Origin of the sequence: Fredinandcohnia quinoae (assembly GCF_022427965.1) — a bacterium.
Lineage (GTDB): Bacteria > Bacillota > Bacilli > Bacillales > Bacillaceae_L > Ferdinandcohnia > Ferdinandcohnia quinoae.
On record NZ_JAKTTI010000014.1, the window covers coordinates 55,418 to 68,332 of the forward strand.

10 protein-coding genes are annotated in these 12,915 nt (G+C 38.0%); 2 read left to right on the top strand and 8 right to left on the bottom strand.

Going from position 1 to position 12,915, the window contains the following annotated elements; translation table 11 throughout:
* Nucleotides 1-10 precede the first annotated feature (10 nt).
* From MJG50_RS10590 to MJG50_RS10615, 6 genes are all read right to left on the bottom strand, one after another.
* Nucleotides 11-1,468, bottom strand: coding sequence for an aldehyde dehydrogenase family protein (locus MJG50_RS10590; protein ID WP_431307272.1), 1,458 nt, complete (start codon nucleotides 1,466-1,468; stop codon nucleotides 11-13).
* A gap of 226 nt (nucleotides 1,469-1,694) precedes the next feature.
* A complete protein-coding gene (locus tag MJG50_RS10595) occupies nucleotides 1,695-2,753 on the bottom strand; it encodes an ABC transporter substrate-binding protein (RefSeq protein WP_240255558.1) in 1,059 nt (352 codons plus the stop codon).
* Between the two features lie 65 nt (nucleotides 2,754-2,818).
* On the bottom strand, nucleotides 2,819-4,384 hold the full coding sequence (locus tag MJG50_RS10600) for a GNAT family N-acetyltransferase (RefSeq protein ID WP_240255560.1): 1,566 nt from the start codon (nucleotides 4,382-4,384) through the stop codon (nucleotides 2,819-2,821).
* 188 nt (nucleotides 4,385-4,572) lie between these two features.
* Entirely contained in the window at nucleotides 4,573-5,997 is a 1,425-nt protein-coding gene (locus MJG50_RS10605) for an NAD-dependent succinate-semialdehyde dehydrogenase (RefSeq protein ID WP_240255562.1), read from the bottom strand.
* A gap of 62 nt (nucleotides 5,998-6,059) precedes the next feature.
* Nucleotides 6,060-7,142 carry a C45 family autoproteolytic acyltransferase/hydrolase gene (locus MJG50_RS10610; RefSeq protein WP_240255564.1) on the bottom strand — a complete coding sequence of 361 codons (1,083 nt, stop codon included), beginning with the start codon at nucleotides 7,140-7,142 and terminating at the stop codon, nucleotides 6,060-6,062.
* A gap of 139 nt (nucleotides 7,143-7,281) precedes the next feature.
* Entirely contained in the window at nucleotides 7,282-8,556 is a 1,275-nt protein-coding gene (locus MJG50_RS10615; protein ID WP_240255566.1) for an NAD(P)/FAD-dependent oxidoreductase, read from the bottom strand.
* 361 nt (nucleotides 8,557-8,917) lie between these two features.
* Between MJG50_RS10615 and potB the strand changes: the two genes are divergently transcribed.
* Entirely contained in the window at nucleotides 8,918-9,745 is an 828-nt protein-coding gene (gene potB, locus MJG50_RS10620; protein ID WP_240255618.1) for a spermidine/putrescine ABC transporter permease PotB, read from the top strand.
* Between the two features lies 1 nt (nucleotide 9,746).
* Nucleotides 9,747-10,529, top strand: a complete 783-nt coding sequence (locus MJG50_RS10625; RefSeq protein ID WP_240255568.1) for an ABC transporter permease — start codon at nucleotides 9,747-9,749, stop codon at nucleotides 10,527-10,529.
* Nucleotides 10,530-10,663: 134 nt separating this feature from the next.
* Here MJG50_RS10625 and MJG50_RS10630 read toward each other — a convergent pair whose 3' ends face one another.
* Together MJG50_RS10630 and trxB are read right to left on the bottom strand one after the other, a co-directional pair.
* On the bottom strand, nucleotides 10,664-11,746 hold the full coding sequence (locus tag MJG50_RS10630) for an ABC transporter ATP-binding protein (RefSeq protein ID WP_240255570.1): 1,083 nt from the start codon (nucleotides 11,744-11,746) through the stop codon (nucleotides 10,664-10,666).
* A 107-nt stretch (nucleotides 11,747-11,853) separates the two neighbouring features.
* Nucleotides 11,854-12,798 carry a thioredoxin-disulfide reductase gene (gene trxB, locus MJG50_RS10635; protein WP_240255572.1) on the bottom strand — a complete coding sequence of 315 codons (945 nt, stop codon included), beginning with the start codon at nucleotides 12,796-12,798 and terminating at the stop codon, nucleotides 11,854-11,856.
* Between the last annotated feature and the right edge of the window lie 117 nt (nucleotides 12,799-12,915).

Genomic DNA, 12,915 nt, shown 5'->3' on the forward strand with positions numbered 1-12,915 from the left:
TCCTTTATGTTTATTTTTTAAACCAACCACTTGGTTCGACTTGTAGATTTATATTGACTTGCTTCACTTCGGTAAATTCATCAAAGCCAAATGTACCTAGACCGCGACCGATCCCACTTTGCTTATACCCACCCCAGGGTGCCTCATTATAGGTTGGGTGATAGGTGTTAATCCACGTAATTCCTGCACGAATCTTTTTAATAACACGAAGAGCTTTTGCTCCATCCTGTGTAAACACCCCAGCTGCAAGCCCATAAGCGGTATTGTTCGCTAATTCAATTGCTTCTTTTTCATCCTTAAATTTTTGAACAACAAGAACAGGACCAAAAATCTCCTCTTGCACAATTCTCATTTCCGGTTTTGTATCAACAAAAATAGTGGGTTCCACAAAATATCCATTCCCAAGTCCATTGCTAGTAATTCTGTTACCTCCACATGCTAAAGTCGCACCTTCGTCTATTCCAATTTGAATATAGCTAAGTACCTTTTCCAAGTGCTGTACACTTACGAGAGAACCCATCTCTGTATTTGGATCATCTCCAGCACCAACCCGAATTTTCTTCGCTCTTTCTACTAAACTCTCAATAAATTTATCGTGAATGCTTTCTTCCAGTAAAAGCCTCGAGCCCGCTGAACATACTTGACCTGCATTGGAGAAAATACCAAACAACGCATAATCAACTGCAGTCTCAAAATCAGCATCAGCAAAGACAATATTCGGAGACTTGCCGCCAAGCTCCAGGGAAATTTTTTTAATATTGCCAGCCGCCGCTTTCATAATGCTGCGACCAGTAGCAGTTCCACCTGTGAATGAGATTTTATCAACTTTTTGGCTTTCCGCAATTTCATTCCCAACCGTTGCACCAGACCCCATTACCATATTGGCAACACCCGCTGGAATTCCAACCTCCTGGATAATTTCAAATAATTTAATAGATGTAACCGGTGTTACTTCTGATGGTTTAAAAACAATTGTATTCCCTGCTGCAAGTGCAGGGGCAATTTTCCATACTCCCATAAGGAGCGGATAATTCCATGGAACAATTAACCCACAAACACCAACCGGTTCGCGGATGACCATCGCCTGCATCGGATCTCCTACATGGTAGGTTTGGCCATCGGGTTTTGTGACGAGTCCAGCATAATATCGAAAACATGCTGCTGCATCGGCAACGTCATATTCCGTTTCCCTTAAAGGCTTTCCGTTATCCTCTGTCTCAAGTTTACTTAATTCCTCTGCACGTTCCTCAAGCTTATCGGCAATTTTAAAAAGATACGACGCCCGTTCGGCTGCTGGAATATCTGACCAAATTCCTGAATCGAATGCATGACGTGCTACATCAATTGCAATTCTTGCATCCTCAATATCTCCCTCAGCTGCTTCAGCAATTATTTTCCCGTTAGCAGGATTTACAATTGAACGGGTTTTTCCACTTTGCGCTTCGACCCATTCACCATTAATGAACATGTTTAATTTCTGCAATTTTAATCCTCCCCTTTTGGTATTCTCATCATTTACATACTGCAAATTCTGTGCCAAGATATTTTCAGGGCCTCATATGGGGATTGAATGTGAATATCGTATAGTAATGCATAGGTGAATACATTATTCACATGTGCATAATTTTTAAAATTACCTAAAGAAAACAAAAACCCTCCCCTTGACTTTTGCCAAGAACAGGGTTTGTAATCTATTAATTATTTTTTACTTCCGACCAGATTCGGTCATAAATTTGGGTAGCTTCCCCGACATCTATATTATATTCCCCTTTTTCTAATACCTCTGATGGTACTTCTAGTGACTTTCGAATATCCTCCGGCAAAAGCTTCACTGCTTCAACATTCGGATTTCCATACGGATAGTCCATCGATATCTCTTTACTAATCTCTGGTCTTAAAATAAAATCAATGAATTTCTCTGCATTTTCCTTATGTGGTGCGTCCTTCGGTATGACAAAATTATCTTGCCATAAATTCAATCCTTCACTTGGGAAGACTGTTTTAATCGCTGCGTTTTCTTGTGCTGCAAGGGTAGCTTCTGCTCCCCAAACAATTCCTGCTTTCACCTCACCACTTACGAGAAGTGTTTTTGGACTGTCACTATCAAATGCTTTAATATTTGGCTTAAGCTCTAATAATTTCTGTTTCGCTTCTTCTAGCTCTTTTTCATCTGTTGAATTTTGAGAGTAACCAAGCATAGCCAACATCGTTCCTACAATACTTCTTACATCATCTAATACAACTAAATTATTTTTAAACTCGGGGTCGAACAAATCTGCATAACTCGTAACCTCTTTCTCAACAAGATCTTCATTAACTGCAATTACAGCCTTCCCCCACATATATGGAACCGAGTATTCATCATTCGGGTCAGCGCTTGTACCTAAGAAATCCTCCCCAATATTTTTGATGTTTGGTATATTCTCTTTATTTATTTTCGCTAGCATCTCTTGTTTAATCATAATTTCAATAAAATAAGTCGAAGCTACCGTAATATCATAACCTGCATTTCCGGCAGATAATTTCGCAAGCATTTCTTCATTCGATGAATAGGTGTCATAATTAACTTTTATCCCTGTTTCTTCTTCGAACTGATCGATCACACTTTGAGGTAAGTACTCAGACCAGTTAAAGACATTAAGAACTTTTTCATCTGATTTTCCACCTGTTTCCTTATCACCACAACCTGTTAGCACTAAAGCAAACAATAAAAAGAATGCAAGAAAACCCATTCCTACTCTTTTTTTCGTCATTTAGCAACCCCCTTTTTTAGTATACAAGCTTTCGCTGTTTTATTCTGCAATATTTATGCCAATTTTTAATCAGCTACCGCTTTCTTTTTCACTGGCTGTGTATCCTTTGTAATGATTTGATAGTAATCTGTACGACGGTCTTTAAGAGGGGTTTCTGTACCAACATTTCGATTTCTTCGTAATAGCTCTAAATCAACTTCACCGACAACAATTGTTTCGATATTAGGGTTACATTCCCCAACAATACCATTACTTGAAAATGTAAAATCAGACGGTGAAAAAATTCCTGATTGTGCATATTGGACATCCATATGTGGAACATGTGTTAAATTTCCTATCGTTCCCGCTATAATTGTATAGACTTGGTTTTCAACAGCCCTTGCTTGTGAGCAATACCTTACCCTCAAATAGCCTTGTTGATCTTCAGAGCTGAACGGTGTAAAAATCAGTTGTGCACCTTTATCTACTGCAATTCTTGCAAGTTCAGGAAACTGAATATCATAGCTAATTAAAATTGAAATTTTTCCGCAATCCGTATCAAATACATGCACACCATGTCCTGGTTGAACACCCCACCAACGTCTTTCATCTGGTGTAATATGGAGCTTATATTGCTTGTCAATCGTTCCGTCACGCCTGAAAAGATAAGCAACGTTATAAATACAGTTCCCTTCTTCAACGAAATGTGAACCACCGACAATGTTAATATTGTATTTAACAGCAAGTGTTGTAAATAGATTAATATACTCTTCTGTATACTCTGCAATTTTTTTGACTTGTTTACTTGGTACTTGTTCATTAAGGAAGGATACGAGCTGCATTGTAAAGGTTTCTGGAAATACAGCAAAATCAGATCTAAAATTGGAGCTTGCATCTATGAAGTATTCACATTGAGTGGCAAAGTCATCAAATGACTGAATTTTTTTCAGCATATATTGAATAACTGATATTCGCACTGGGAGTGCTCGGCTATAGATTCGCCTTGACTTTGGAAGATAATCTGGATTATTCCATTCCATCAAGGTTGCATAACTTAGTGAGTCTTTATCTGTTAAATAATTTGAATTAACACGTTTTAATACGAATCCATTCATCATTTGAAATGTTAAAGCAGGGTCATATAGATTTTGCTGGATAACCTGTTCAACATATTCTCTGGCAGTCATTTGTTCAGCATATTTATGATAGTTTGATATTCTTCCACCAATTATTATGCTTTCTAAATTTTTCGCCTGGGCGAGCTTGCGACGTGCCTCATATAAGCGGCGCCCAATTTTCATCCGTCTATAGTCAGGATGTACCATTACATCAATTCCATATAGGTTTTTACCTTCTGGATCATGGTTTCGAATATAGGAATTATCAGTTATTTCATCAAAGGTATGCTTGTCATCATATTCGTCAAAATCAACAATTAGACTTGAGCATGAACCAATGATTTTCCCATCATACTCTACACAAAACTGCCCTTCTGGAAAAATGGATAAATGGCTTTCTAATTGGTCCCTTTCCCATGGTTCCATATTTGGAAAGCATATTTTAGATAGATTGATAATTTCATTAATATCCTCATGCTTAATATTTCTTAAATTAATTTTTTTCTCGAACTTGGATAGATCGATGGTTGACACAAATATCGCCCTTTCTTATAGGATGTTCAAAAAGTCCGGGAAAAATAGCAGTCGAATCTCTTCGTTGGCTCGCTCTTCCGCTGCTCATGTATTAATTGCATACACTCCGCTGCTCATAGCTTCGCCGCCTCGACCTTCTCGGCTCTTTTTGTCCTCCTTTTTGAACTTTTATTTATAAGGTTTTAGTCTTAAATTTGAATTGATACAAATTTTTCTTCTAAATATTCTTCTAAGCCGTATTTCCCTCCTTCGCGGCCGATTCCACTTTCCTTGACACCACCAAATGGGGCTTGTGCGACGATTGGTGTTGGGTCATTAATGCCTATGATTCCATAGTCAAGTTCTCTCATGATGCGGAAGGCTCGACTTAAATCCTTTGTATATAAATAAGAAGCTAATCCATATTGCTTATGATTAACCTTTGTAAGCACCTCCTCTTCTGTTGAAAAAGGGATAATTGGAGCTACCGGTCCAAAAGTTTCTTCCGTGATAATTTTCATATTTTCATTGGCTCCATGGATAACAGTCGGCTCATAAAAACTACCTGGTAAATCAGGCAATGTCATTCGTTTCCCGCCACATAGTAATTTCCCATTAAGCTCTAATGCATCTTGTACATGTTCCTCTACTTTTTCGAGTGCTTTCTCATCAATCATTGGACCAACGTCTATACCAGCTTCTAAACCATTACCGATTTTGAGATTTTTAACCCTTTCAGCAAGTCTCTTTCCACATTCCTCTGACACCTTTTCAGAGACATAGATTCGGTTTGTGCTAATACAGGTTTGACCACAATTTTTAAACTTCGTAAGCATTATCCCTTCCACTGCCTTGTCTAAATCTGCATCTTCAAAAATGATAAAAGGAGCATGACCCCCTAATTCCATTGAAACCTTTTTCATCGTTTGTGCAGAATCACGAATTAATTTTTTTCCAACTTCGGTTGAGCCTGTGAAGGTTATCTTTTTAACCTCCGGGTTGCTTGTCATTTCATTCGCTATCTCAGATGCAGATCCGATGATTAAGTTAGCAACCCCTTTTGGGAGCTCCGCTTCATGGAAGCATTCAAATACTTTAATTGCTGTAATTGGTGTTGCCGATGCTGGTTTTAAAATAACAGTACAGCCTGCGGCAAGCGCTGGTGCAAGCTTTCTTGTAATCATTGCAATCGGAAAATTCCAAGGTGTAATTGCCGCCGTTACCCCGACTGGCTCTTTTAATACCATTAAGTGCTTATCTGGATGGGATGGCGTAAGTGTGTCCCCATACACTCGCTTCGCCTCCTCCGCATACCAATCGACATAATCGATAGCGATTCCGATTTCACGAATTGCTTCAGGTAGTGGCTTACCCATCTCAGATGTCATTACTATCGCGATTTCATTTGTACGCTCTCGTAATAATGCGGCAATTTTTTCAAGATATTTTCCACGTTCTTTTCCCGTTCTTTTTTTCCAACTTGAAAATGCATCTGTTGCAGCTTGAATTGCTTCTCTTGTCTCCTCCGCACCACCATATGCTACTTCTTGGATTAACTCATTTGTTGCTGGATTTTTTACTTGAAGCATCTTCCCAGAAGTCGATGGTCTCCATTCACCATTCATGTATAGCATGTCATCACTCCTTTTAATCCCTCATTAACTGACAGTATAACCCCATTGATTGAGGTTTCTCTTTATACTGCAAGATAATTATCCACAGTTGGTTTACCAACACATAGCAGCATTTCTTGCTTTGATAGATTCATAATAATTGAAAAAACGGTCTCCATTTGACGATGCTCCGGTGCCCCTATATTGACATGGGAATTGATTGAATTTGGATAATTGAACCGATCTGAAAGCCATGCTTTAAAACATTGTTCATCTATCATTTCTTTTGCCCGAACCTTTGAATAGATAAGCTGCTCCGCTCGACTTTTTCGAATCATTGAATCCTCAAATATAAATTCATTCATATCTGTAAGGTGCTTCTTCAATGCTGCTGAGCAGATATGATTCGTATGAACAACCATACCTTCAGGATTAGCCGAAAAATCAATTCCAAAAGGTGAAACCTCAATATTAGCCGCCATTGCTTGCCCTTCTCCTTCATGACTAGCTACCAGAAAATTGGCTGCAGAAGCCATCTGGCCATGATTGATTTTTGCAACTGCTTCGTGGAGTGTATACGAATTTAGAACACTTCTCAGGCCTAAATGGATGGGGATTTGATTTGATTTTCGATTCGTTAAAAGGGCATTCAAACAAACACCAATTCCAGCAGAGTTAAAGCCTATTTTTCCGATAATCCCGCCTTCAGTAATCATTTTGATTGAGGGTTTATTTTCTTGTTCAATTTCAAGTAAAAGTAAGCTCTTTGTTTGTGCAATTTTCCAATCCCAATTTTGGCCGATAATCGTATCCATAGAGGTGGGGGGAGTTACCGCGATTGCTGTACAGCCATCTGAAAATATATTTCTACCTGTTAGAGCAATTTCACTTCTCGTATTAAGAACTAAAATATCTTCAAAATCAACAGCTGCTCCATTCGCAACCCCTTCCATTTCTTCAATAAAGTCAGGGTTATAAGATTCAATTGCCGGAAGATGTTCTAATGCAATTTCCCTTGCATCCTTCCAGTTTATTTGACTATACCCATAGAAAAGAGATTCATAGGTTTCAAGACTTTGAATAACCTCTTCCTTTCCTTGGCTGCCGTGCATTTCACCGATCTGTCTTGGTGATCCAGTTAGTTGAAGTTTTTTTATCATGCTCATAATCCCTTTCTGTTATCTTTATATGTCTTCCGAATTTACTTGAACAAGCCTTTATGAGGCACGAATAACCAGCGCAGTGAGAGTAAATCGGAAGGCATTTTACATTTAGAGTTTGGAGCGAAATTTTACGAATATTACTTTACGAAATTGCATCCTTCACTTTGAAGTAATATTTCATGAGACCCACTGCTTTTCCATGCTGACTGTAAAATGGAATTGGCTTAAGGTCATTTTTCTCAAAAGGGTTATCGCCTTGATTTTCTTGCAAGATATTTTCTGCAAGAAGCTTACCCATTAAGGTTGACATCGCTGCCCCATGGCCTGCATACCCAAACGCAAAATGAGTCCCATCTTCAAGTTGACCAATATAGGGGAGCATTTCCCTTGTAAAACCAACCTTACCGCTCCAACAATATTCAACCTTATGGTTCTTTAGCTCTGGAAAAACTGTATTCATTCCTTTCTGCAGATTATCAAAAAGTCTAGTCGTATCATTTTTTATCGATCTCCCTGACCCTCCAAATGCAATCCGATTGTCAGGTGTTCTTCTAAAATAGTAAAGCATATGCTTCGTATCAAAGACGGCTCTCTCCTTTGGTATTAATGAACTGACAAGCTCATCTGGAAGTTGTTCTGTCGCAATCATGATGCTTTCTACAGGGATAACACTCCTTGCTATCGTTTTATGTAGATCTCCTGAATAAGCATTTGTAACGATAACTACATGATCTGCAACTATTTTTCCTGTACTTGTTTCGATGATTATCTTTTGGTTTTTGTCTTTTGTCATTCTAATCGCCTCGGAGTTTTCATAAACAGTGCCACCACATTTTTCAACGGTATCTGCTAAACCAAGAACATAATTAAATGGGTGATATGAAGCACTATTCTCATCAATACAACCACCGTGATAGAAGTCAGATTTTAATTCAGCCTGCATGGCTCCCTTATTTATTACTTGAACTCGATAATTGAAATCACGTTCTAGTTCTTCTTGTTCCTTTTTCAACCACTCTAAATGTGTTGGCTTATAGGCTGCATATAAATGTCCAGATCGTTGAAAGGAGCAAGAAATATCATTTTCCTGAATAATTTTTTCAATTAGATCGATTGAATCCAACGACATTTGCAGCATTTGTCTCGCTGTCTGTAATCCTTTTTTTTTAGCTAATGAGCTCATGGAGTCAATAAATCCCGTTAAAATTTGTCCTCCATTTCTACCACTTGCCCCGCTACCTATATAGTTTTTTTCAAGTACAATTGTCCTGACATTTTTTTGTTGTAAATGATAGGCCGTTGACAGCCCTGTAAAACCTCCTCCAATAATGACTACATCACATTCTTGGTTTCCTTGTAGTTGTGGACGGCCATTATTTGAATTAGCTGTTGCCTCCCACATTGATTTATTTTCCACCGAATTCACCCCTCTGAAAAGCGTTTATGTTCGCTTCATCTTTTATATATGCAAGATACATACCAAGAATAAGTTTTCTTAAAAACCTAATTGAATTTTTTTACATATAGAAGGAGGATGTCATTTTGCCCACTGTGGATATTATGCATTTTTGAATAACTTATTCACATGTGCATATCTGCATTTTAAGTGTATTGCTAATATTTGAATTATTTATTTTGGAATGAAACTTGCATTAATAAGTTAGTAGAAGTTGCTGGGAGGGGAAGTAATGAATAAAGGGAGTTTGCCAACAAGTAGTCCTATTTTAATTACAGAAAAGAGGAAGAAGAGAAGAATAAAAAGTACAGGTGCTATTTGGATGATATCTCCTGTTACATTATGGATGCTAGCATTTTTATTTGTACCTATTCTATTCATTCTATTTGTTAGTTTTATGTCAAGAGGCACTTATGGTGGAATTGAATACATTTTTACATTACAAAATTATGCGCGGTTTTTCGACTCATTGTATTTAGATATTTTACTCATGTCAATTTTAATAGCAGGGGCCACAACACTCATTTGTGCGATATTCGGATATCCTTTCGCTTATTTAATTGCTCGTTCTTCTCCAAAATATCGTACACTTTTACTCTTTTTAGTCATTGTTCCTTTTTGGACAAATTCATTAATACGTACGTATGCTTGGATAATCCTTTTACGAACTGAAGGTGTGCTCAACCAGTTATTAATGTGGCTTGGAATCATTTCAGAACCACTTACCTTACTTTATAACAATGGGGCGATATTAGTTGGACTTGTATATACGTTATTTCCATTTATGGTACTGCCACTTTACGCTTCCATTGAAAAACTAGATAAATCCTATTTAGAAGCAGCAAGTGATCTTGGTGCAAAAGCATGGCAAACCTTCATAAAAATCACATTACCATTGACAATGCCGGGAATTGTGGCAGGATCACTACTTGTCTTCATTCCAACACTTGGTTTATTTTTTATACCCGACTTAATGGGTGGCGCAAAAACAATGATGATTGGAAACCTGATCAAAAACCAATTCCTGACTGCAAGGGACTGGCCGTTTGGGGCTGCAGCTTCCATTATTTTAGTTATTTTAACGATGGTTCTCATCTTCGTCTACTTACGAATCGCTAAGGGCGACAAAGAAGATTTGGGGGTAATGTAGGATGAACGTAAAATTTATGAAATGGTCTTCGATCATATATGGAGCATTCATTTATTCATTTCTATATATTCCCATCTTGATCTTAATTATCTTTTCCTTTAATAAGTCAAAATTAAATGCTGTTTGGACTGGATTCACCTTTGATTGGTATGCAAAGCTTTGGTCAAACACAGAAGTTTTAGAAGCAGCGAAAATAACAATCATAGTTGCCATCGTCTCAACAATTGCCTCCACAATTCTTGGAACGCTTGTATCGGTTGGTATGTATAAATATCATTTCAAAGGAAAATCTGCAATTGACGGCATGTTATATATTCCACTAGTCATGTCCGAAATTGTGATGGGGATTTCACTCCTTGCATTCTTTTCAATGGTAAAAATGCCATTGGGAATATGGTCACTAATCATCTCACATATTACATTCAGTATTCCATTTGTGGTCATTGTGGTTCGTGCCCGCTTAAAAGGATTTGATCGATCTGTTGAAGAAGCGGCGATGGATCTTGGGGCAAGTGAGTGGCAAACTTTCAGGCTCATAACATTACCAATCATTGGACCAGCCATTATTGCTAGTGCACTACTTGCATTCACAATATCGATAGATGATGTGATCGTTAGCTTTTTTGTCGCGGGACCTGGCAGCACAACATTGCCACTCCAAATTTTCTCAATGGTTCGATATGGAGTAACACCAGAAATCAATGCGCTGTCGACATTAATGCTTGCTGTTACACTTGTTGCCGTTGTGATCGGAGAAAGATTGATTATGAAGAAAAATATGTAAGGAGCCTGGTTACCCAAGCTCCTTTTTTGCGGCATATTAAATGTACCTTCCGAATTTACTTGAACAAGCATTTTATTCGAATGAATAACTAGCGCAGTGAAAGTAAATCGGAAGGTATTTGAGATATCAGAAAATTAATCCTTCATTACAACTCCATGATCAATGCCCCAGGTTAGGATCATTTCCTGATCTATTTTACCTCCATATTGGGTTTGTCCAGCTGGCTCATTGATTACAACTTCTTTTCCGTTATCAAGCAGAACAACCATTTTTGATGTAGAGCCCACATAGATGCGTTCTTTAAAGCGTGCTTTTAATTGTACTGAATTGGCAGCCTCTTGACTTCCATCAGCCAAAATATGAATTCGCTCAGGTCTAATGGTTAAATAGACTTTTTCACCAATTTGCAGACCTTCATTCTTCACTTCTATCTCCTTTACACCTAAGTCTAAGTAAGCATATCTCCCATTAACCTTTGATACATTACCCTCAAATAAGTTTGTTTCACCAATAAAATCTGCAACAAACTTTGTTTGTGGCTTTTCATATATATCAACCGGTAAGCCAATTTGTTCAACAATTCCTTTATTCATAACAGCTATTCTATCAGACATCGTAAGTGCTTCTTCCTGATCATGTGTGACATAAATGAAGGTGATTTTTAACTGCTTTTGGAGATGCTTCAATTCAACCTGCATTTGCTTTCTAAGCTTCAAGTCTAGTGCTCCTAGTGGCTCATCCAATAAAATGACCTTTGGATTATTAATGAGTGCTCTTGCTATCGCAATTCGTTGCTTTTGACCACCACTTAGTTGGGAAGGCATTCTTTTTTCAAATCCCTGTAGCTGAACAAGCTCTAGCATTTTTGTTACTTTTTCTTTAATACTATTTTTATTTGCTCGTCTCATTTTGAGCCCGAACGCGATATTATCATATATATTCATATGCGGAAAGAGGGCATAGCTTTGAAAAACAGTATTCACATTTCGCTTATTTGCTGGAACATTGTCAACCCGTCTTCCATCTAGTAATATAGTCCCCTCTGTCGGTTGTTCAAAGCCGGCAATCATACGAAGGGTGGTCGTTTTTCCACAACCACTCGGCCCTAATAATGTTAGAAATTCCCCTTCCTTAACCTGTAGAGAAACATCCTGAACAACTGTGTTATCACCAAACTGCTTTGATACATTTTGTAATTCAACCATGTTTGTTGTCATTACATTATCTTCCCCCTTTACCCATGTCTTGTATTTACATATTTTAATGCAATAAACATGCCAAAAAGGGAGGCAAAATAAAAAGCCCCCAAAAAGGGAGCTGATAATTAAGCGTTAATTTTTTCAAGAAGTTCTTCAATATAATGCTGTGCTGCTTGAGCAGCGATGCTTCCGTCACCTGTTGCTGTAACAATTTGACGCAGTGTTTTTTCACGAATGTCCCCTGCTGCAAAAATACCAGGTACTTTTGTTTCCATCTGCTCATTTGTTTCAATATAACCATTTTCATTTGTTATACCAAGGCTTTCAAAAGGTTTTGAAAGTGGGTTCATACCGATATAGATAAACACACCATCTGCAGGGAATTGTTGTTCTTCACCAGTTTGAGTATTCACAAGTGTCAAGCTGCCCACTTTCCCATCCTTTTCATGGATTTCTTTTAAGGTATGGTTCCAAATGAAGTCAACTTTCTCGTTATTAAACGCACGGTTTTGAAGAATTTTTTGAGCACGTAATTCATCACGACGGTGGACGATTGTTACTTTAGATGCGAAGCGAGTTAAGTATACTCCCTCTTCTACAGCAGAGTCCCCTCCACCGATGACAACCAATTCTTTCCCTTTAAAAAATGCACCATCACAAACAGCACAATATGATACGCCACGTCCACCTAATTCCTTCTCACCAGGAACGCCGATTTTTTTATACTCTGCTCCTGTTGAAATGATTACGGCACGTGCTTTATATTCTTTACTTCCAGCGGTGATTTTTTTATAATCTTCGCCATCAATAATTTCTTTGATGTCTCCATATGCATATTCTGCACCAAATTTCTTAGCATGTTCGAACATTTTTGTAGACAAGTCAGGACCCAAAATAGAATCAAAACCAGGATAGTTCTCAACATCCTCAGTATTCGCCATTTGACCCCCTGGGATTCCGCGTTCGATCATTAATGTGGATAGATTTGCACGAGATGTATATACAGCTGCTGTCATTCCAGCTGGACCTGCTCCAATGATAATGACATCATAAATTTTTTCTTCAGTCATTCTAGTCACTCCTTAACAATGTTTGCATATCAATGCGACTCGGCGTATTTTTGCCCAAATTCTTTCAAGCTATTATACGTATAGTGTTTCCTAATCCTATCGTATAAAACCACTCTA

What these genes read in the sequence shown, in the direction of transcription:
- MJG50_RS10595 (WP_240255558.1), bottom strand. Translation starts at nt 2,753, where the DNA reads ATGACGAAAAAAAGAGTAGGAATGGGTTTTCTTGCATTCTTTTTATTG.
- MJG50_RS10605 (WP_240255562.1), bottom strand. Translation starts at nt 5,997, where the DNA reads ATGCTATACATGAATGGTGAATGGAGACCATCGACTTCTGGGAAGATG.
- potB (WP_240255618.1), top strand. Translation starts at nt 8,918, where the DNA reads ATGATATCTCCTGTTACATTATGGATGCTAGCATTTTTATTTGTACCT.
- MJG50_RS10630 (WP_240255570.1), bottom strand. Translation starts at nt 11,746, where the DNA reads ATGACAACAAACATGGTTGAATTACAAAATGTATCAAAGCAGTTTGGT.
- MJG50_RS10625 (WP_240255568.1), top strand. Translation starts at nt 9,747, where the DNA reads ATGAACGTAAAATTTATGAAATGGTCTTCGATCATATATGGAGCATTC.
- MJG50_RS10590 (WP_431307272.1), bottom strand. Translation starts at nt 1,468, where the DNA reads ATGTTCATTAATGGTGAATGGGTCGAAGCGCAAAGTGGAAAAACCCGT.
- trxB (WP_240255572.1), bottom strand. Translation starts at nt 12,798, where the DNA reads ATGACTGAAGAAAAAATTTATGATGTCATTATCATTGGAGCAGGTCCA.
- MJG50_RS10610 (WP_240255564.1), bottom strand. Translation starts at nt 7,142, where the DNA reads ATGAGCATGATAAAAAAACTTCAACTAACTGGATCACCAAGACAGATC.